Raw genomic sequence first — 19,341 nt, forward strand, 5'->3', positions numbered from 1 at the left:
CGCGGCCGGTCAGCCGAGGTACAGCGGGAGCCGGCCGGCCAGGTCCCCGAGCCCGGCCCGCTCCGCCCCGGTCGGATCCCGCCGTCCCGTACCGACCAGCAGCGCGTCCCGGTCGGACAGGGACGCGGGGAACGGGCTGCCCGCGATGCGCTCCAGCAACTCGCGGGACCGGCCGAGCGTCGCCGCCGGGGGCTGCGCCTGGTCCGGCAGGTGCGCGATCAGGTCCAGATGGTGCAGCGTCCACTCCAGCACGTACACCGAGAGGTAGTCGGCCACCGTGAGGACCTGGTCGCGGGTACCGACCCGGCCGGCCGGATCGGCGAGCACGGCGGCCCGGCCCGCGGCCGAACCCACGTCGTCCAGGTGGAACCTCAGCAGGCCGGGGTCCCCGTACGCGGCGGCCAGCCGGACCGTCAGCGCGTCGAGCGGGTCCTCACCGGTCGGCGGGGTCCCGGAGACCTCCCAGTAGGTCACCGCGTCCCGGGTCGGCTCCCGGCCGGACGGGGTCGCGAGGGTGATCAGGACGTCCTGAGCGTCGATGACCAGGTGGCACACCAGGTCCCGCACCAGCCAGCCGGTGCAGCCGGACGGCCGCGTGAAGTCCTCGTCGGACAGGTCGGCGACGGCCGCGCGCAGCGCCGTCCAGGCGGTCGAGAAATGATCCACCTTCGGCAACGTAGTGAAGTGCCCGAAGGTGGGCAACCGTATTCCACGGCCGGTCCGCCCGCGCGGGCGCCGGCACTCCGCACGGCAGCCGACGTGCACGGCTCCGGCGGGCCCCTGTCACGCCGCGCGCCCGCGCGGCGTGCCACCGCAGCCAGTGGCGGAAGAGTGGTGAGCATGACGGTCACACGCAGCACCGGAACAGTCACCGCGGCCGACGGGACCGCGCGGCACCTCGCCCCGGCCGTCCCGAGCGCGGAGCAGCTCGCCCGGCCGGTCAGCTCGCACAACGAGTGGGATCCGCTGGAGGAGATCATCGTCGGGCGCCTGGAGGGCGCGACGATCCCCTCCGACCACCCCGTCGTCACCTGCAACGTGCCGCCCTGGGCCGGGCGCCTGCAGGGGCTCGCCGCGGGCTTCCGGTACCCGCGCCTGCTCGTCGAGCAGGCCCAGCAGGAGATCGACGGCTTCGTCGCCCTGCTGGAGTCGCTGGGTGTCACCGTCCGCCGTCCCGACGCGGTCGACCACCGGCGCCGGTTCGGCACGCCCGACTGGTCCTCGCGCGGGTTCTGCAACACCTGCCCGCGGGACAGCATGCTGGTGATCGGCGACGAGATCATCGAGACGCCGATGGCCTGGCCGTGCCGGTACTTCGAGACGCACTCCTACCGGCCGATCCTCAAGGACTACTTCCGGCGCGGTGCCCGCTGGACGGCGGCGCCCAGGCCGCAGCTGACGGACGAGCTGTTCGATCCGGACTTCCGCGTGCCGGAGGACGGCGAACCCATGCGGTACATCCTCACCGAGTTCGAACCCGTCTTCGACGCGGCGGACTTCGTCCGGGCGGGACGCGATCTGTTCGTGACGCGCAGCAACGTCACCAACGCGATGGGCATCGACTGGCTGCGCCGCCACCTCGGGCCGGACTACCGCATCCACGAGATCCCCAGCCGCTGCCGCACGCCCATGCACATCGACACCACGTTCGTGCCGCTCGCGCCCGGCAAGGTGCTGATCAATCCCGAGTACGTCGACCCCGACGACCTGCCGGACGTGCTGGGCTCCTGGGACGTGCTGGTCGCGCCCGAACCGGACCCGATCGACGAGCGGCTGCTCAAAGTCACGTCGATGTGCGGCAAGTGGCTCAGCATGAACGTGCTGATGCTCGACGAGAAGCGGGTCATCGCCGAACGGCACCACACCGGCATGCTGCGCGCCCTGGAGCGCTGGGGCTTCGAGCCGATCCCCTGCGACCTGCTGCACTACGCCCCGTTCGGCGGCTCGTTCCACTGCGCCACCCTCGACGTCCGGCGCCGCGGCCCGCTCCAGTCCTACTTCGACTGACCGCACCGCGGCGGGACGCGCTCAGCCGCCGGTCGCCCCCGGCCGCCCGGCCGCCAGTGCGGCGAGCTCGGCGGGCGTGCGCGGCCCGCGCTCCGTCCCGCTCAACCAGCCCCGCGCGCGCAGGAGTTCCGCCGCGGCCGCCCCCCAGGGCAGCCGCAGCCCCGCCTCGCGCAGGAGGTCCGTGCGGGCCAGGACCACGTGCGCGGGCCCGGTGCGCACGCCCGCCGGGGTGAGCAGCGCCGCGTCGTCGGCCCAGGCCAGCGCCAGATCGACGTCATGGGTGGCCATCACCACCGTGGTGCCGCCGGCCCGCAGCGCGCCGAGCGTGGTGAGGAGCCGTTCCTGGCCGTCGGGGTCGAGCCCGGCCGTCGGCTCGTCCAGGATCAGGACCCGGGGCCGCATGGCGACCGCGCCCGCGATGGCCGTGCGCTTGCGCTGCCCGTAGGAGAGCAGATGGGTGGGCCGGTCGGCCAGGGCGGCGATGCCGAGCGCGGCGAGCGCCTCCGCCACCCGCTCCCGCACCTGCGCGTGGTCCAGGCCGAGGTTGAGCGGCCCGAACGACACGTCCTGCTCGACGGAGGCCGCGAACAACTGGTCGTCCGGGTCCTGCACCACCAGCTGCACGGTCGTCCGCAGCCGGGTCAGGCCCTTGCGGTCGTACGTCACCGGCCGGCCGTCGACCGTCAGCCGCCCCTCGTCCGGGCGCAGTCCACCGCTGAGAAGGCGCATCAGGGTCGTCTTGCCGCTGCCGTTGCGGCCGAGCAGCGCCAGCGCGCGCCCCTCGCGGATGTCGAAGTCGAGGCCGCTGAGCACGGCCGGGCCGTCCTCGTAGCCGAAGGACGCGCCCCGCAGGGCGACGAGGGCGGGCTCGCTCATGTCAGCGGCCTTTCCAGGATCAGGGCGAGGGCGGCCAGTGCCACGAGCAGGGCGCAACTGGCCGCCGTGAAGCGGGCGGAGACCCGTGCCTCGGGCACCAGGACCCGCAGCGTGCCGTCGTAGCCGCGTCCGGCCAGTCCGGCCTGCAGGCGCGAGGCCCGGTCGAAGGCCCGGACGAACGCGGTGGCGCCCAGACCGGCCAGGGAACGCCACTCCGCGGCCCGGCTGGTGTGGCCGAGGCGCGCGGCCTGCGCCTCGCGGACACGGCGCACGGAGTCCAGCAGCAGGAAACTCATGCGGTACGTCACGAGCGCCACGTCGACCACCGGCGCCGGCACCCCGGCCCGGACCAGACGGGGCAGCAGGTCGGACAGGGGCGTGGTGAAGGCGAACAACAGCACGCCCAGCGACGCCGCCGAGGTACGCAGCAGCAACTCCCCGGCCCGCACCGGCCCGTCACCGGCGAGGGAGACGGCACCGTCCGGCCCGCCGACCTGGATCAGCAGCGTCAGCGCCCCGGTCGCACAGAAGCCCAGCGGCACCCGGTAGGCCCGCCACAGCCGCCGGCCCGGCACACCGGCCGGGCCGAGCAGCAGCGCCAGGGCCGCCACCAGCACCAGGGCCGCGCCCGGCCAGGGCGGCAGCGAGATCGCGAGCACGGTGAGGCCGAACCCGAGCACGGCCTTGTCCACGGGGTGGCGGCGGCGCCAGCGACTGCTGTGCGCCGCCGCGTCGATCGGCAGCACCCGGGCTCAGTCCCGACCGTCGGCGGACGTCCCGGCCGCACCGGCCGGCGTGCTCCCGGACTCCCGCTCCAGCGCGCGCCGCTCACCCTGCCGCCGCCCGCGGCGCAGGCCGAAGTAGTAGGCGAGGACCCCGGCGCCGAGCGCCGCCTGGAGGGAGAACAGGGCCGACTCGATCTCCCCGGACGGCGGTTCGTACAGCGGCGAGAACCACGGCTCGTAGTCCGGCTCGATCTCGGTGATCGCGGTCTCGGCCTCACCGTCGGCGCCCGTGAACGGCTCCTCCTTGTGGTCGCCGAGCCCCAGCGCGAGCGGCAGCACGGCGAGGACGGCCACGGCGAGCAGCAGCAGGAGGTTGATCCTCGTGCTCTTCTTCATCGGGCCACCGCCCCGGTTCCGGCACGGGCGCCCTTGGCGGTCAGCAGCACGCCCAGCCGGGTCAGTTCCCCCTTGCTGGACTGCACCAGCAGCCGCATCACGAGGACCGTCAGCAGCCCCTCGCTCACCGCGAGCGGGATCTGGGTGACGGCGAAGATGGACCCGAACTTGCCGAGCGCGCCGAGGAACCCGCTGCCCGGGTCGGGGAAGGCGAGCGCCAGCTGCACGCTGGTGACGCAGTAGGTGGACAGGTCGGCGACGAACGCCCCGCAGAACACCGTCACCATCAGCGGCACGTCGTACCGGCGCAGCAGCCGGTAGACGGCGTAGCCGGCCCAGGGACCGGCGATCGCCATGGAGAAGACGTTGGCGCCGAGCGTGGTGAGACCGCCGTGCGCCAGCAGCAGCGCCTGGAACAGCAGGGTGATGGTGCCCAGCACCGCCATGACCGGCGGCCGGAACAGGATGGCCCCCAGGCCCGTGCCCGTGGGGTGGGAGCAACTGCCGGTGACCGACGGCAGTTTCAGGGCCGACAGAACGAACGTGAAGGCCCCGGAGGCCCCGAGGAGCAGGGTGCTCTCGGGGTGCTCGCGCACCTCACGGGTGAGTGACCGGACTCCGTGGACGACGAACGGCGCCGACGCGACGCCCCAGGCGGCCGCGTGCGCCGGAGGAAGGAAACCCTCGGCAATGTGCATGGCTCTGCAGACCCTCTCCAGCACCTCGTGGATGGTTGACGCGCCTTGGCCGGTCTCCTGGCTGACGGGTACCACCGCCCGAACTCCGCCTTCCCGGGTCACGAGGACCCAGTGGCTGCCCGCGAGGGCCGGAGCCGGACTTCCCGATTCACAGTGGCGAGGGCCGCACCGGCATCACACCGGATTTCCCGTTCACCAAGGCGTGGTGACAATAAGGCCGCGATAAGGGCGATGACAAGCCGCCCCAGGGGGCGCGCGAGGGGGCGCCCGCTCGCACACCGGCGCAGGGCCGCTCAGTCCTCGCCCTCGCCGTCGTCGTCCTCCCCGTCGCCCACCGGGACCTGGGGAGGCTGCTGTTCCCGCTGGTCCGCGTGGTCCGGGCCGCCACCGGCCGGCGCCTCCGCCGGGGCCGACGGGCCGGGCGACGGTCCGGCGGGAGGCGGGGTGGCGGGTGCCTCGGCGGACGGGGTGACATCGGCCACCGTGCCCACGGCCGACGTGCCGCCGGCCGACGTGCCGCCGGTCCGCTCCGTGGTCCCGAGCGGGTCGGCGGACGCCCCGGATTCCGGGTCCGAGGGGGCGGCCGGGCTGCTCGCCGACGGTGAGGCGTCGGGCTCGGTGCCCTTCGTCGCCGTGTCGTCGGGCGAGAACCACACCATGCCGAGGTACATCGCGGCGAGGAACAGCGCCGCCGCGGCGGCCGTGACGGCCAGACGCGACCGGCCGCCGGAGCCGCCCCGGGGCGCGGAGCGGCGCGCCCGCCCGCCCGGCGCGGTGCGCGAGCCCGTCGGCAGCGCGTAGGTGGCCGCGGTGCCTGTCCCGGCCGCCGCGTGGGCCGCGGGCCGCGTGGCCGGTACCGGGGCCGGCGCCGGTGGTGCGGCCTCCGGCAGCGGCTGGGGCCGCCCCTGCCAGGCGCCGCCGGCGAACCACTCGGCGGCTTGCTGGGCCGACGGACGGTCCTCGGGATGCTTGGCGAGCAGTCCGAGCAGGTAGTTCTCGAACGCCGGCGGCAGACCGGCGACCCCCAGCTCGCGGGGCGGCACGGGCGCGGCGTCGAGGTGCTGGTGGAGGAGGGCCACGGCGGTGTCCGCCTGGAACGGTGGGCGTCCGCTGAGCAACTGGTAGAGCACGCACCCCAGGGAGTACATGTCGGAGGCCGGTCCCGCGGGCTGCCCGAGGGCACGTTCGGGCGCGAGGTACAGGCCGGTGCCGACGATCTGCCCGGTGGCGGTGAGCGCCGCGCCGGGGTCGTCGAGGAAGCGGGCGATGCCGAAGTCACCGATCTTCAGGGTGCCGTGGACGTCCAGCAGGAGGTTGGCGGGCTTGATGTCCCGGTGGACGATGCCCTGCGCGTGCGCCGCGGCGAGCCCCGCGGCGGCCTGGGCTGCGAGATCGGCCACCCGCCCGGCGGGCAGCGCGCCCGACGCGGCCAGCACCCCCGCGAGACTGTCGCCCTCGACCAGCTCCATCACCAGGTACAGCCGGTTGTCGTACTCGCCGAAGTCGAGCACGCCGACCAGGTTCGGGTGGTTGAGACGCCCGGCGGTCTGGGCCTCCAGGCGGAACCGGGAGGCCGCCGTGGCGTCGGTGTCCTGGGGGAGCAGCAGCTTGACGGCCACCGCTCTGGCGAGCGTCTCGTCGTACGCCCGCCAGACCTCTCCCATTCCACCGCGCCCGATCTCAACATCCAGCCGGTAGCGGCCCGCTAGCAGCACTCGTCCTCGTCTCATGCGTGGGAAGGTTCGTCGCCGCGGCCCGAACCCCCCGTGTTCGCACGAGGGTTGGTGGGGGGTGCCACAGCCGGGCCAGGATACTGGCGCCGGATGATCATTGTGCTCCGCGGCGGTGTCCCCCGACAGTACGGTCCCGGACAACGCGGAGCGCGTGCGGCCCGCGCCCCGGGGCGCGAGGCTCCCGCGCGCGGTGGCCGGGCCGGATCAGTCCGCCGCGACCGCCCCCCTCGGCCGGTCGGGCCGGCCCCCCGGTTCCTCCCGGCGCGGCAGCAGTGCCACCGCCAGGGCCGGTACGGCCGCGAGCACCAGCCACGGCACGGCGGCCGGCAGCCCCAGGTCGAGCAGCGAGCCGGTGGCGGCACTGCCGGCGAGCACGATCAGGCCCGAGACGGAGGACAGCGCGCCCGTGTACAGCCCGATCCGGCCCTCCTCCGCCAGGTCGGGCACCCAGGAGCGGGCGGCGGGCACCACGAGCATCTGCCCGACGGTGAGCAGCACGACGAACCCCGCGGCCGGGAGCAGCCCGGCGGTGCCCGTCCAGCCGGCCGGGCGCGCGGCGGCCACCACCCCGAAACCCGCCGCGATCAGCAGCAGCCCGGTGGCCAGGGAGCGGCGCAGGCCGAGCCGCCGGCCCGCCCAGCGGGTCACCGGCAGCTGCGCGCACACGACCAGCACCGACGACAGGGCGAACAGCCAGGACAGCGGCGCCTGGGAACCGGCCGCCCGCTGCACCTCGTCGGGCAGGGCCAGATAGAGCTGGTTGTAGCCGAGCAGGTAGGTGCCGTAGGCGCAGCACAGGGCCAGGAAGCGGCGGTTGCGCAGCAGCAGGCGCGCTCCGCCCGGCTCCCGGGCGCGGACCCGGCCGGGGATGTGCTGCGGCATCAGCCACACGTGCCCGGCGAGGACCAGCATGAAGACCGCCGCGCCGGCGAGGCAGGCCGTGCGGAAGTCGACGGCCAGCAGCAGCGCGCCGAGCAGCGGCCCGGCGAACGCCCCGACCTGCCCCGCCACGCTGAACAGCGCCAGCACCCGGGTGCGCGGGCCGTGCCCGGCCTCCTCCCGCACGACCGCCTGGCGGGCCACCTCGGACTCCACGGCGGGCGAGAACAGCGCGGCGGCGAAACCGATCACCAGCACCGCCCCGACGACCGCCCAGGTCGCCCGCGCGTACCCGAGCCAGGCAAATCCGGCGATCCGCAGCGCGCAGCCGGCCAGCACCACCGGCCGCACGCCCCACCGGTCCACGAGCCAGCCGCCGACCACGAACAGCCCCTGCTGGCTGAAGGTGCGCAGCCCCAGCACCAGCCCGACCAGCCAGCCGGCCATGCCGATCGCGGTGCCGAGGTGCCCGGCGAGGAACGGCAGCACGGCGTAGAAGCCGAGGTTGAAGGCGAGCTGGGTCAGGATCAGCAGCCGCAGCAGCGCGGACAGGTCCGACCACAGCCGCAGGGTGCTCTCGCGCGGGCCCCGCGGCACCGCACGGGTGGCCCGGCGGGCCAGGACACGGGAGACGAGTGGGGTCATCGTTCCTCTGTCGCCGAAGTGGACACGGGGGCCGGGCGGGTTCCGGAGCGGCTTCCGGCGTGGACGGCCCGGCGGCTCGGCCGCTGCGGTGGCACCACTCCGGGCCGCTGCGGCCGCGGACCGGCCGGGCCGCCGCGCTGTGCACGCCGCCCGGGCAGGCGTACGCCCCCGGCGGCCGTCACCGCGAGCGCCCCCAGCAGGGCGAGCACGGCCGCGGGGAAGAGCACGGCCCACGGGGCACGCTCGGTGTAGGGCTGGTTCTCGGCGAGCAGCAGGCCCCATTCGGGGGACGGCGGCTGGGCCCCGAGGCCGAGGAACCCGAGCGCGGCAAGGGCCAGCGCCACGCCGGGCAGCCGCAGCAGGGCGTGCCGGGTGACCGGCCCCAGCGCCGTCGGCAGCAGTTCGCGGCGGAGCAGGTACCAGCGGCCGGCGCCCAGCGCCCGGGTGGCCGCAAGGTGGGTGGTCGCGCGCTCCTGGCGCAGCAGCGCGGAGGTGTGGACGGCCAGCGGGGCCCAGGCGACGACGCCGACGGCGCACGCCGGTGTCCACGGGCCGCTGCCCGCCACCCCGGCGGTGAGCAGGCCGGCCACGACGGGCGGCACGGCACTGACCGTCTCGGCCGGCGGCCCGGACAGCCGCGGCAGCAGCCCCAGCAGCAGCCCGGCGGTCAGGGCGGCGGCGCTCACCGCGAGGGCGGTGCCGAGCGTGGTCACCGCGCCGTGGGCCACCCGGGCGAGCACGTCACGGCCCAGCGCGTCCGTGCCGAAGGGGTGCGCGAGGGACGGCGCCCGGAGCCGGGCGGACGTGTCCAGGGCGAGCGGGTCACGCGGCAGGCCGAGCCCGATGACACCGGCCAGCAGCGCCCCGTACAGCAGCGGCAGGGAACGCGGCGCGGCCGGGACAGGCCCGTGCGGGGAGCGCAGGGCGCCGTCGCGCAGGGCGGGCCCGGTCAGCAGCCGGACCGCGCACCGGGCGAGGGTCCCGGCGGCGGCCGCCAGCAGGAGCAGGACGAGGGTGCCGGTCTGCAGCACGGGCAGGTCCTGGGCCAGGGCGGCCTGCAGGGTCAGCCGGCCCAGGCCGGGAATGTCGAAGACCTGCTCGACGGCGACGGATCCTCCGGTCAGACCGACCACGAACAGGCCCAGGCTGGGCAGCACCCCCGGCAGGCAGCGGCGTACCGCCTGCCGGGCGATCGACGCCGGTGGTATGCCGCGCGCGGCCGCGGCCGCCGCCCACGGCTCGGCGAACGCGCCGGGCAGCAGATCGTCCAGCAGCCGCCCCAGGACCGCCCCGGCGGGCAGGCCCAGGGCGAGCGAGGGGAGCACCATCCACTGCGGCCCGTACCAGCCCAGGGCGGGCAGCCAGCCCAGGTGCACCCCGACCACCGAGGCCAGGACCGAGGCGACGAGGAACTCGGGCAGCGCGGCCGGCACGGCCGCCGCCGTGCCGCCGCCGCGGTGTGCGCCGAGCCGTCGCCGCGCCCCGAGCCGCAGCGTACGGGTGCACACGGCCGCCACCGTGACCGCGGCGACGACGAGGGCCCCCGCCATCAGCAGCAGCGACACGCCGAGCGCCTGCGCGACGCCGGGCAGCACGGCGGAGCCGGACACCCAGGACGTGCCCGCGTCCCCGTGCAGCAGCCCGCCGAGCCACCGGCCGAGCAGGCGCACCGGGCCGTCGTCCAGGCCGAGTTCGTCCCGGACGGCGCGCAGCGTCGCGGGATCGGGATCGCGCTCCGCCGAGCGGGCCTTGAGCACGGTCAGCGCCGGGTCGGTGCGCGACAGCCACGGCAGCAGGCCGATCGCGCCCACGAGCACGGCGGTCAGCGCGGCGCGCCACAGCAGGGTGGGCAGGCCGCCCCGCGCGAGGGCCCGCAGCCGTCTCCCGCCGCGGAGCGCCGTGCGGTCGTGGGCCGTGGTGCGGCCAGGGACCCTCACGCGAACGGGATCTCGAAGTGCACGACCCCGTTGCCCCCGCCGGGCAGGTCCGCGCGCTCGTCGCACAGCACCTTGCCCATGGTCCGCCACAGACCCAGCGCGCCGGGGGAGTCCGGATAGGTGTGCAGGTACACGGACCGGTAACCGCCGTCGGCCCGCGCGAACTCCAGCAGGCCGTCCACCAGTCGCCGGGCCAGCCCGCGCCTGCGGTGCTCCGGCCGCACGTAGACCCGGCGCAGTTGCGCGGTCTCGCCGGACGGGAACCGCTCGGCCAGCCAGCGCGGATTCGGCGGATGCGCCGGCCCGCGCGCGTCCAGCGCGGCGGTGCCCGCCACCGTGCCGTCGCTCCCGTCCACGGCCACCAGGAGGGTGTGCCGCGCGGGCGTGACGTAGTACGGCACCGGATCGATGATGTCGGCGTGCCAGTGCGGCACGTAGCCCGTGCCGAAGTCCCGGTACACCGCGTCCAGCATCACCACCCGGGCCCCGTCGATGTCGTCCGGCGTTGCTGCCCTGATGATGTAGTCGTGCATTTGCGCATCATATGCAAGAAGCCGCGCGGTGCTCCGCCGGGTCCCGCCGGCCCGGAGCCCGGACCGGCGGGGAGGCGCTCACATCTCGGACGGGGTGAGCAGCACGAAGTCCGCGTCCGCCGGGTCCAGGCAGACGGCGAGGCGGCCCACGCCCTCCGCGTCCTCCGGGCCCATCTGCACCGTGCCGCCGTTCTCCCTGACCCTGTCCACCGCGGCATCGCAGTCCTCCACCGAGAAGACCGGGTGCCAGTACGGCCGGCCGTCCGCGAGGGAGAGGGCCTCCTTGCCGAGCTCCATCAGGCCGCCGTGCATGCGCTCCTCGGGGAGCCCGGCCGGTGTGATCAGCGTGTACGTGCCTCCGTCGCCGGGCAGCGGCATGTCGCTGAACTGCCAGCCGAACAGGCCGCCGTAGAACTCCTTCGCGGCCGCGGCGTCGCTCGTGTACAGCTCCGTCCACGACAGCGAGCCCGGCTGGTCCACCAGTTCCAGGCCCGCGTTGGTCCCCGGCTGCCAGACGGCGAACTGGCCGCCCAGCGGATCGCTGAACTGCGCCATGCGGCCCCACTCGTCGAGGTCCAGGGGCGCCACCCGGACCGTGCCGCCCGCCTGTTGCACGGCCTGGGCCGTCGCGTCGGCGTCGGTGACGTGGTAGTAGAGCATCCAGGCCGACCGGGCGCCCTCCTCGGTGAGCTTGCCGAGACCGGCGACGATCTTGCCGTCCTTCCGGAACATGCCGCCTTCGAAGTCCTCGCTCTCGCCCATGGACTCGTACTCCCACCCCAGCACGGCGCCGTAGAAGGCCGCCGCGGCCCGGACGTCGGGAGCGCCGAGGTCGAGCCAGCAGGGGGAACCGGGGGCGAACTCCGTGGTGATCATGGCGATGCTTCCCTTCCGCAGGTCCTCTGCCCAGCCTGACACCGGGCACCCGCACGCGCCGCTCGGCGCGGGGCCGGGCCGCGTGACCGGGGTCGCGGCCGGGGTCAGTGGACGGACAGGCCGCCGTCGACGAAGAGGGACTGCCCGGTGACGTACGCCGACGCCGGGCTCGCCAGGAACACCGCCGCACCCGCGAAGTCCTCGGCCAGGCCGTTCCGCCCGATCAGCGTGCGCGCGGCCAGGGCGGCCACCTTCTCCGGATCCGAGGACAGCCGCGCGTTGAGCGGCGTCATGACGAAGCCCGGCACCAGGACGTTGCAGGTGACGCCGTGGGGCGACCACGCCTCGGCCTGGGAGCGGGTCAGCGCCTCCAGCCCGCCCTTGGACACGCCGTAGGCACCGCTCTGCACGAACGCCCGGTGCGCCTGCTGCGAGCTGACGTTCAGGATCCGCCCGTAGCCGCGCCGCGCCATGCCGGGCCCGAAGCGCTGCCCCAGCAGGAAGGGCGCCTCCAGGTTGACGGCCATCGTGGTGTCCCACACGTCCTCGGTGAGGTCGTCCATGTGCGGACGGAGGTTGACCCCGGCGCAGTTGACGAGGATGTCGGGCTCGCCGAACGCCTCGACGGCCCGCTCGGCGGCCGTCCGCACGCCCTCGCGCGTGCCCAGGTCGGCGCTGACCCGGGCCGCGCGGCAGCCCCGGGCGGTCAGCTCCTCGACCGTCGCGTCCAGCGCGGCCTCCGTGCGGGCCACGACCACGACGCTCGCGCCGGCGTGCGCGAGGGCGCCGGCGACGGCCCGGCCGATACCGGAACTGCCGCCCGTGACCACCGCTACCCGGCCCTGGAGGGAGAACAGTTGGGAGAGGTAGGCCTGTGCCGGATGCGTCGTCATGACGAGCACCCTAAGCGGGCCGTCGGGGTCACGGGCACGCGGCTGTCCTCCGCGATCCGCCCGCGGCGGCATACCGATGTGACGTGGTTCACATCCGGTCGATTGAGTGTCCGGTCCGGGCCGTGTCCGTACACGGGGGTGGCGAACCGGGGCCGGAGTGCGAGGATGAGGCGCCATGACAGCTGGGTGGGGTGCTCGCGCGACACGGGCCGCGGTCTTCGCGGCCGTCTGCGTCGTGCTCGCCGCCCTCGGCCACGTCATGATGTCCGGCGATCACGTGCCCGTGCCGGTCCTGCTGGCCGGCTGGGCCGCGACCGGGACCGCCGGCTGGTGCCTGGCCGGCCGTGAGCGGGGGCTCCGGCTCGTCGTCGCCGTCGCCGTGGTGGTCCAGACGGCACTGCACACGGCGTTCTCGCTCGCGCCGGGGGCGACGGGCGGCGCTCCGGCGCCGGACGGCATGCCGTCCGTGCCGTCCGGGCACCCGGGCATGGAGCACATCGACTCCATGGCCATGCCGATGCCCATGTCCATGCCCATGCACGCGGGCGGGGACCCCATGGGACACGCCCCCGGCGGCGACTCCTCCCTCGGCATGCTCGCCGCCCACCTGCTGGCGGCCCTGCTCTGCGGACTGTGGCTGGGCCACGGGGAGCGCGCCGCCTTCCGGCTCCTGCGCGCCCTGGGTGCCCGGCTGGCCGCGCCGCTGCGGCTGCTGCTCGCACGGCCCGCGCCGCCGCCCCCGCCCGCGCGGGTGCGCCGGCCGTCCTCCGACCGGGCCCCGCGTCTGCTCCTCCTCGTCCACGCGATCACCTCCCGGGGCCCGCCCGTGGGGTCCGCCGCCGTCTGACGGCGGCCGGCACTCCCGGGGCGGCTCCGCGCGGCCCCGGTCACGGTCGTACCCCGGTACGCCGGTACCCCGGGCGGGCACGCCGTCCGGGCCCGGCGCGCCGCACGGCACGGCCGTCTCCCCACTCGGCTCACCGGACCGCGCGGCCCCACGCGCGCGCCCGGCGGCACTCCGCGTGCCGCCGTGCCCGCCCGCCCGTGGTCCGGGCCTTCCCGAAGGACATCAGGTGATCACTCCTGCCCTGCCCCTCGCGCCCGAGAGAACGGCCACGGCCGACGCGTCGATAACCGCCTGGGCCCTGGCCGCCCGCGGCGGCGACTCCGCGGCCGTCGAGCGGTTCGTGCGCGCCCTGCACCGCGACGTGATCCGGTACGTCGCCCACCTGTGCGCCGATCCGCAGGCCGTGGACGACCTGGCGCAGGACACGTTCCTGCGGGCGCTCGGCAGCCTGCACCGGTTCGAGGGCCGCTCCTCGGCCCGTACCTGGCTGCTGGCCATCGCCCGGCGCGCGGTCGCCGACCGCATCCGGTACACCGCCGCACGCCCCCGCACGGCCGACCTGACGGACTGGCAGCCGGCGGCCGAACTGGCCCAGCCGCGCGGCCTGCCCGGCTTCGACGACGGTGTGGCGCTGCTGGAGCTGCTGGCGGGTCTGCCCGACGAGCGGCGCGAGGCGTTCGTCCTCACGCAGCTGCTCGGGCTGCCGTACGCGGAGGCCGCCGCACGGAGCGACTGCCCGGTCGGCACCGTACGCTCCCGGGTGGCCCGCGCCCGTGCGACGCTGATGGCCCAGCTGGCCGAGGCGGAGGAACCGCCCCCCACGCGGGACGCGCCCCCGCCCCCGGCGCCGCCCCGCCCCCCGGCCCCGTCCCGGCATCCGGCCCCGGTGCCCGCCCTGGTCGCGGCCTGACGCGTCCGTGCCACCGACGGGTGCCGGACAGCACCCGCCGGTGGCACGGACCTGTGGTCTGGACGATCTATCCAGGAGCTGGACTTGGCGTCTACAGTGAGGAGCGGTGAGAGGGGACTGCATGGACACGGCACCGGACGCCGAACGGGAGGCGATCCTCGCCGCGCTGACGCCGATCGTGCACGGCATCGCCGCCACCTTCGGCCCGGTCTGCGAGGTCGTCCTGCACGACTACCGGAACCCGGAGAAGTCGGTCGTGGCCGTCGCCGGGTCGGTGACCGGCCGGAGCGTGGGCGGCGCGATGAGCGAGATCGGCATGCGCGTCCTCGCCCGCGGCGACGAGGCGGCCGACGAGCTGAACTACGTCACCCGCGCCCGGAACGGGACGGTCCTGAAGTCCTCCACGATGGTGCTGCGCGACTCGGCCGGAGCCGTCTTCGGCGCCCTGTGCGTCAACGTGGACGTCAGCGCCGTCACCCGGGTCCAGGATCTGCTCGGCGCTCTGGCGGGAGCCGGCGCCGCCCCGGCCGACCTGCCGGTCACCACGTTCGGCGACGACATCGACTCCGTGGTCGAAGCCCTCGTCGACGCCCACCGGACCCGGCAGCGCGGGAGCTGGGCCGAACTCGACCGCGCCGAGCGCCTGGCACTGTTCGACGGCCTGGACGCACGCGGTGTCTTCGCCGTGCGCGGCGCGGTCGAGCACGTCGCCGCCCGGCTCGGCATCTCCCGCGCCTCCGCCTACCACTACCTCGCCCGGGCCCGGGCGGCCCGCGACACCTCCCCTGGAGACCACTCGTGACGACCACCACGCCCCCCGTCACCGCCGACGCCGTCCGGGACGCCGCAGCCCGGCTCGAGGGCGTCGCCCACCGCACCCCCGTGCTGCGCTCGCGCACCCTCGACGCCCTCGTCGGCGCCGAGGTCCACCTCAAGTGCGAGAACTTCCAGCGGGTCGGCGCCTTCAAGTTCCGCGGCGCCTACAACGCCGCTTCCCGCCTGACCCCGGAGCAGCTGTCCCGGGGCATCGCCGCCTACTCCTCGGGCAACCACGCCCAGGCCGTCGCCCTGGCCGCCCGCGAGCTGGGCACCACCGCCGTGATCGTGATGCCCGAGGACGCCCCGCCGTCCAAGCGTGCGGCGACCGCCGGCTACGGTGCCGAGATCGTCACCTACGACCGCTACACCGGGGACCGCGTCGCCATCGCCGAGGCCCTGGCCGCCGAGCGGGGTCTCACCCTCATCCCGCCCTACGAGCACCCGCACGTCATGGCCGGGCAGGGCACGGCCGCGCTGGAACTCCTCGAAGAGGTGGGGGAGCTGGGCGCCCTGCTGACGCCGGTCGGCGGCGGCGGGCTGATGGCCGGCAGTGCCACGATCGCCAAGGCCCTGCACCCGGGCATCCGCATGATCGGCGTCGAGCCGGAGGCCGGGGACGACACCAAGCGCTCGCTGGAGGCCGGGCGGCGCGTCAGTATCCCGGTGCCGCACACCGTCGCCGACGGCCAGGCCCTGCACACGCCGGGGGAGCTGACCTTCTCCGTCAACAGGCGGCTCGTCGACGAGATCGTGCTGGTCGGCGAGGACGAGATCCGGGACGCGATGCGGTTCGCCTTCGAGCGGCTGAAGATCGTGATCGAGCCGAGCGGTGCCACTCCGCTGGCCGCCCTGCTCGCCGGCCGGGCGGGCGCGCTGCCCCCGCGGGTCGGTGTGATCGTCTCCGGCGGCAACGTGGACGCGGAGCGCTTCGCCGCGCTGTGCGGGCAGGGCCCGGCCTGAATGGCGCGGCCGGTTCGGCGGACGGACGATGGAGGCAAACCCCTCACCGAGGAGGAGCGTCATGCTTGAGGTGAAGACGCTCGACAAGCCGGACGAGCGGCGCGACTACCCCCGGGGCCACCTCGAAGCCGTCCACATGACCGGACTCGACTTCGCCGTGGCCACGTTCGAACCGGGCTGGCGCTGGTCCGAGTCGGTGGCTCCGATCGCCGGGACGGACAGCTGCCGGATCCACCACAACGGCTATGTCGTCTCGGGCCGTTTGCACATCCGCATGGACGACGGCGCGGAGAGCGAGGTGGGTCCCGGGGACGTGTTCGTCTGCCCGCCCGGGCACGACGCCTGGGTCGTCGGCGACGAGCAGTGCGTGGTGTACGACTTCGCGGGCAGCATGGCCAAGGAGTACGCCAAGAAGGACTGAGGACCGTTCCCTTCGCGAAGGCGGCCGTCACCCGGTGACGGCCGCCTTCGCGCGTTCCGCCTCGTCCGGGCACGCCGGATCGTCCCGGCCGGGATCTCCCCTTGCCCCCGGAAACCGATCGGTTTACGCTTCCGGGCATGGGAAACCGATCGGTTTCCAGCTGAGGCGATGTGAGGGAGTTCCCATGACCGCCATCGAAGGTTCCGTGGCCCTGGTCACCGGCGGCAGCCGCGGCATCGGGCGGGCCCTGGTCCAGGGCCTGTACGAGCGGGGCGCGAGGAAGGTGTACGCCACCGCCCGCGATCCGCGCACCGTCACGCACCCGGACGCCGTGCCGCTCGCCCTGGAGGTCACCGACCCCGCGTCCGTCGCCGCGGCGGCCGAACAGGCCCAGGACGTCACCCTGCTCGTCAACAACGCCGGTGCCTCCGTGAAGGCGAACTTCCTGGACTCGCCCGTCGAGGACGTCCGGCGCGAGTTCGAGACGAACTTCTACGGACCGCTCCTGGTCACCCGGGCGTTCGTCCCCGTCATCGAGCGCAACGGCGGCGGCCACATCCTCAACGTCCACTCCGTGCTGTCGTGGATCGGCCTGGCCGGCTCCTACAGCGCCTCCAAGGCCGCCTTCTGGTCGCAGACCAACTCGCTGCGCCTCGACCTCAAGCCGCGCGGCATCGACGTCACGGGCCTGCACGTCGGGTACGTCGACACCGACATGACCGCCGGGATCGACGTCCCGAAGTCCACGGCCGGGTCGGTCGCGGCCCAGGCGCTCGACGGCATCGCCTCCGGCGCCTACGAGGTCCTCGCCGACGACGTCTCACGGCAGGTCAAGGCCGGACTCGCGGCCGACCCGTCCGCCCTGTACCCGCAGCTCGCCGCCGCCTGATCACACCGGCAGCAGCCGCGCCACCAGCGCGCTCAGCTGCCGGGCGGTGCGGCACTCGTGCATCTCGACCAGCTCGGCGTAGGCGGGCGCGGCCGAGTCCCCCGTGCCCCAGCGGGAGCGCTGCTCCGGGTTCAGCCAGTAGACGCGGCGGGCCCGTCCGGCGATCCGGCGCACGGCCGGCAGATCGGGGTCGCCGCCGTTCGTGCGGGCGTCCCCGAGGACGAACACGGTCGTGCGCGGGCCGGTCGCGTCCGCGTAGCGTTCCGCGAACTCGCCCAGGGCCATGCCGTAGTCGCTGCTGCCGTGCCAGCCCGTGATCGCCGCCTCCGCCCGGATGCGGGCGCCCAGCCCCTCCGGATCGGCCCTGCCGTGCTCCAGCAGCCCGGTCACCTCGTCGACCCGGTTGACGAAGGCGAACACGCGCACCTTGCTGAACTGGTCGTGCAGCGCCTGCACCAGCAGCATCGTGAAGTCCGAGAAGCCGGACACCGAGCCCGACACGTCGCACAGCAGCACCAGTTCGGGACGGGCGGGGCGTCGGCGGCGCAGTACCGGCTTCATCGGCACGCCACCCGTCGACAGCGAACCGCGCAGGGTGCGCCGCAGGTCGATGGTGCCCCGGGCGGCGCGGCGGCGCCGGGCCGCCAGCCGGGTCGCGAGCTTGCGGGCGAGCGGCTGCACCGCCCGGCGCAGCTCGGCCAGCCGGTCCCTGCCGGCGAAGAGGAAGTCGACCCGGTCGGCCGTCGGGGCGACCGCCCGCCGGGCGATCTCGTCCCGGCCGCGCCGCTCGGCGACCCGGCGGCGCGCCTCGGCGGCCACCAGCGCCCGGAAGGCCTCGATACGGCGCCGGACCTCGTCCTCCAGCAGCCGGTCGGTGAAGCCGGAACTCCCGTCCCGCGCGCGCACCTCGTCCCGGACCCGGGCCATGAGGGTCTGCGGACGCAGCCGCTCCAGCGTCTGGTACGACGACCAGCCGTCCGACTCGGGTGAGTTGCCGTAGCCGCCGAAGCCGTCGACCGCCTCGATCGCCAGCCGCCCGAGCATGGCCCGGTCGTCGTCGGCCAGGGCGGCCGCCAGCCGGTCGCGCAGATCCTGCCGCCCGGCCGGCCGCTGTTCCGGGTCCCCGACGCCGCGCGGGAAGTACAGGTCGAAGACCGGGTCGAACACCTGCCGCTGCCCGCTGCCGTGCAGCAGGGTCGCCGCGAGCCCCTCGCGCAGCAGCTCCCGGTCCGCCAGGCCGAGTTCCCCGATCGCCCGGGCCGCGTCCACCGTCTCGCCGGTGCCGATCCGCACGCCGTGCGCGCGCAGCGCCCCGACCAGGGACGTCAGCCGCTCGGCGACGCCCGCCGGCGTGGTCACAGGGCGTCCGGGCCGAGCTTGGCCGACGCCTTGAGGACGTCGTCCTGGTGCTTGAGGAGCACGCCCAGAGTGGCCTGCACGACCGTCTCGTCCAGCGTGCCGGCGCCGAGCGCGAGCAGCGTGCGCGCCCAGTCGATCGTCTCGGCGACCGACGGCACCTTGCGCAGGTCCATGGCGCGCAGCGCGCCGACGACCCGCACGACGGAACGGGCGAGCGCCTCGTCGAGCCCCGGCACCTTCAGCCGCACGATCCGCCGCTCCAGCTCCTCGTCGGGGAACCCGATGTGCAGGAAGAGGCAGCGGCGGCGCAGCGCCTCGGACAGCTCGCGGCTCGCGTTGGAGGTCAGCACGACGAACGGGCGGCGCGTGGCGGTGATGGTGCCCAGTTCCGGGACGGTGACCTGGAAGTCGCTGAGCACCTCCAGCAGCAGCCCCTCCACCTCGACGTCCGCCTTGTCGGTCTCGTCGATCAGCAGCACCTTCGGTTCGTCGCCCCGGATCGCCGTCAGCAGAGGCCGGGTGAGCAGGAACTCCTCGCTGAAGATGTCCGTGCGCGTCTCGTCCCACGTCTCGTCGCGCCCGGCGCTGATGCGCAGCAGCTGCTTGGCGTGGTTCCACTCGTACAGCGCCCGCGACTCGTCGACGCCCTCGTAGCACTGGAGCCGGACGAGCCGCGCCCCGGCGACCTCGGCGACGGCCTTGGCGAGCTCCGTCTTGCCGACGCCGGCCGGGCCCTCCACCAGGAGCGGCTTGCCGAGGCGGTCGGCGAGGAAGACGGTCGTGGCGACCGCGGGCGAGGCGAGATAGCCGGTCTCGGCCAGACGGGCGGAGACGTCGTCGACGGACGTGAACACCGGGGCCTCCAGGTCGGGGTGGCGGACGGGCGAGGTACGGCAGGGCCCTATCTAAGCGCTTGTTCAGTGACGCTGTCACGGGGT

Annotated in this window: 20 protein-coding genes and 1 riboswitch; of the genes, 7 read left to right on the forward strand and 13 right to left on the reverse strand. The window is 75.1% G+C overall.

Features of this window, described 5'->3' with window-relative positions:
- Window positions 1-9 precede the first annotated feature (9 nt).
- The gene (locus ACF07N_RS23715; protein ID WP_392116225.1) at window positions 10-666 is read right to left on the reverse strand and encodes a maleylpyruvate isomerase N-terminal domain-containing protein; all 657 of its coding nucleotides are present in this window, start codon (window positions 664-666) and stop codon (window positions 10-12) included.
- A 174-nt stretch (window positions 667-840) separates the two neighbouring features.
- On the opposite strand from ACF07N_RS23715, the gene ACF07N_RS23720 reads away from it, so the two are divergent.
- Complete coding sequence (locus tag ACF07N_RS23720; protein ID WP_392116228.1) at window positions 841-2,007, forward strand: amidinotransferase; 1,167 nt, start codon at window positions 841-843, stop codon at window positions 2,005-2,007.
- 21 nt (window positions 2,008-2,028) lie between these two features.
- Here ACF07N_RS23720 and ACF07N_RS23725 read toward each other — a convergent pair whose 3' ends face one another.
- The 10 genes from ACF07N_RS23725 to ACF07N_RS23770 all read right to left on the reverse strand — a co-directional run bounded on the left by ACF07N_RS23725 (window position 2,029) and on the right by ACF07N_RS23770 (window position 12,198).
- Entirely contained in the window at window positions 2,029-2,883 is an 855-nt protein-coding gene (locus ACF07N_RS23725; RefSeq protein ID WP_392116231.1) for an ATP-binding cassette domain-containing protein, read from the reverse strand.
- Window positions 2,880-3,629: a cobalt ECF transporter T component CbiQ gene (gene cbiQ, locus ACF07N_RS23730; protein WP_392116234.1), complete on the reverse strand. Its 750-nt coding sequence runs from the start codon at window positions 3,627-3,629 to the stop codon at window positions 2,880-2,882. The genes ACF07N_RS23725 and cbiQ overlap by 4 nt, the downstream gene beginning before the upstream one ends.
- A 6-nt stretch (window positions 3,630-3,635) precedes the next feature.
- A complete protein-coding gene (locus ACF07N_RS23735) occupies window positions 3,636-4,004 on the reverse strand; it encodes an energy-coupling factor ABC transporter substrate-binding protein (protein ID WP_383332239.1) in 369 nt (122 codons plus the stop codon).
- Window positions 4,001-4,702, reverse strand: a complete 702-nt coding sequence (locus ACF07N_RS23740; protein ID WP_383332237.1) for an energy-coupling factor ABC transporter permease — start codon at window positions 4,700-4,702, stop codon at window positions 4,001-4,003. Before ACF07N_RS23740 ends, ACF07N_RS23735 begins: the two co-directional genes overlap by 4 nt.
- A gap of 29 nt (window positions 4,703-4,731) precedes the next feature.
- A riboswitch (cobalamin riboswitch) is annotated at window positions 4,732-4,917 on the reverse strand.
- A gap of 78 nt (window positions 4,918-4,995) precedes the next feature.
- On the reverse strand, window positions 4,996-6,432 hold the full coding sequence (locus tag ACF07N_RS23745; RefSeq protein WP_392116239.1) for a serine/threonine-protein kinase: 1,437 nt from the start codon (window positions 6,430-6,432) through the stop codon (window positions 4,996-4,998).
- Window positions 6,433-6,639: 207 nt separating this feature from the next.
- On the reverse strand, window positions 6,640-7,959 hold the full coding sequence (locus tag ACF07N_RS23750; protein ID WP_392116241.1) for an MFS transporter: 1,320 nt from the start codon (window positions 7,957-7,959) through the stop codon (window positions 6,640-6,642).
- Window positions 7,956-9,836: an ABC transporter permease subunit gene (locus ACF07N_RS23755; RefSeq protein WP_392117030.1), complete on the reverse strand. Its 1,881-nt coding sequence runs from the start codon at window positions 9,834-9,836 to the stop codon at window positions 7,956-7,958. Before ACF07N_RS23755 ends, ACF07N_RS23750 begins: the two co-directional genes overlap by 4 nt.
- 56 nt (window positions 9,837-9,892) lie before the next feature.
- Entirely contained in the window at window positions 9,893-10,429 is a 537-nt protein-coding gene (locus ACF07N_RS23760; protein ID WP_383588016.1) for a GNAT family N-acetyltransferase, read from the reverse strand.
- Window positions 10,430-10,507: 78 nt separating this feature from the next.
- Window positions 10,508-11,305, reverse strand: coding sequence for a VOC family protein (locus ACF07N_RS23765; protein WP_383332229.1), 798 nt, complete (start codon window positions 11,303-11,305; stop codon window positions 10,508-10,510).
- 104 nt (window positions 11,306-11,409) lie between these two features.
- Window positions 11,410-12,198 carry an SDR family NAD(P)-dependent oxidoreductase gene (locus ACF07N_RS23770; protein ID WP_392116246.1) on the reverse strand — a complete coding sequence of 263 codons (789 nt, stop codon included), beginning with the start codon at window positions 12,196-12,198 and terminating at the stop codon, window positions 11,410-11,412.
- A gap of 175 nt (window positions 12,199-12,373) precedes the next feature.
- On the opposite strand from ACF07N_RS23770, the gene ACF07N_RS23775 reads away from it, so the two are divergent.
- The 6 genes from ACF07N_RS23775 (at window position 12,374) to ACF07N_RS23800 (ending at window position 17,044) form a co-directional block, all read left to right on the forward strand.
- On the forward strand, window positions 12,374-13,045 hold the full coding sequence (locus ACF07N_RS23775; RefSeq protein WP_392116249.1) for a hypothetical protein: 672 nt from the start codon (window positions 12,374-12,376) through the stop codon (window positions 13,043-13,045).
- A gap of 226 nt (window positions 13,046-13,271) precedes the next feature.
- Window positions 13,272-13,955, forward strand: coding sequence for a sigma-70 family RNA polymerase sigma factor (locus ACF07N_RS23780; RefSeq protein WP_392116252.1), 684 nt, complete (start codon window positions 13,272-13,274; stop codon window positions 13,953-13,955).
- A 121-nt stretch (window positions 13,956-14,076) separates the two neighbouring features.
- Window positions 14,077-14,757, forward strand: a complete 681-nt coding sequence (locus ACF07N_RS23785) for a transcriptional regulator (RefSeq protein WP_392116254.1) — start codon at window positions 14,077-14,079, stop codon at window positions 14,755-14,757.
- Window positions 14,754-15,734 (forward strand): pyridoxal-phosphate dependent enzyme, encoded by a 981-nt coding sequence (locus tag ACF07N_RS23790; RefSeq protein WP_392116257.1) that lies wholly within the window; start codon window positions 14,754-14,756, stop codon window positions 15,732-15,734. Before ACF07N_RS23785 ends, ACF07N_RS23790 begins: the two co-directional genes overlap by 4 nt.
- A 61-nt stretch (window positions 15,735-15,795) precedes the next feature.
- Entirely contained in the window at window positions 15,796-16,155 is a 360-nt protein-coding gene (locus ACF07N_RS23795; RefSeq protein WP_392116260.1) for a cupin domain-containing protein, read from the forward strand.
- A gap of 184 nt (window positions 16,156-16,339) precedes the next feature.
- Window positions 16,340-17,044 (forward strand): SDR family oxidoreductase, encoded by a 705-nt coding sequence (locus ACF07N_RS23800; protein ID WP_392116263.1) that lies wholly within the window; start codon window positions 16,340-16,342, stop codon window positions 17,042-17,044.
- Here ACF07N_RS23800 and ACF07N_RS23805 read toward each other — a convergent pair whose 3' ends face one another.
- A complete protein-coding gene (locus ACF07N_RS23805) occupies window positions 17,045-18,403 on the reverse strand; it encodes a VWA domain-containing protein (protein WP_392116266.1) in 1,359 nt (452 codons plus the stop codon). It abuts the gene before it with no gap.
- Window positions 18,400-19,257, reverse strand: coding sequence for an AAA family ATPase (locus tag ACF07N_RS23810; RefSeq protein ID WP_392116269.1), 858 nt, complete (start codon window positions 19,255-19,257; stop codon window positions 18,400-18,402). The genes ACF07N_RS23805 and ACF07N_RS23810 overlap by 4 nt, the downstream gene beginning before the upstream one ends.
- Window positions 19,258-19,341: the final 84 nt, after the last annotated feature.

Source organism: Streptomyces sp. NPDC015242 (genome assembly GCF_043079125.1).
Classification (GTDB): domain Bacteria; phylum Actinomycetota; class Actinomycetes; order Streptomycetales; family Streptomycetaceae; genus Streptomyces.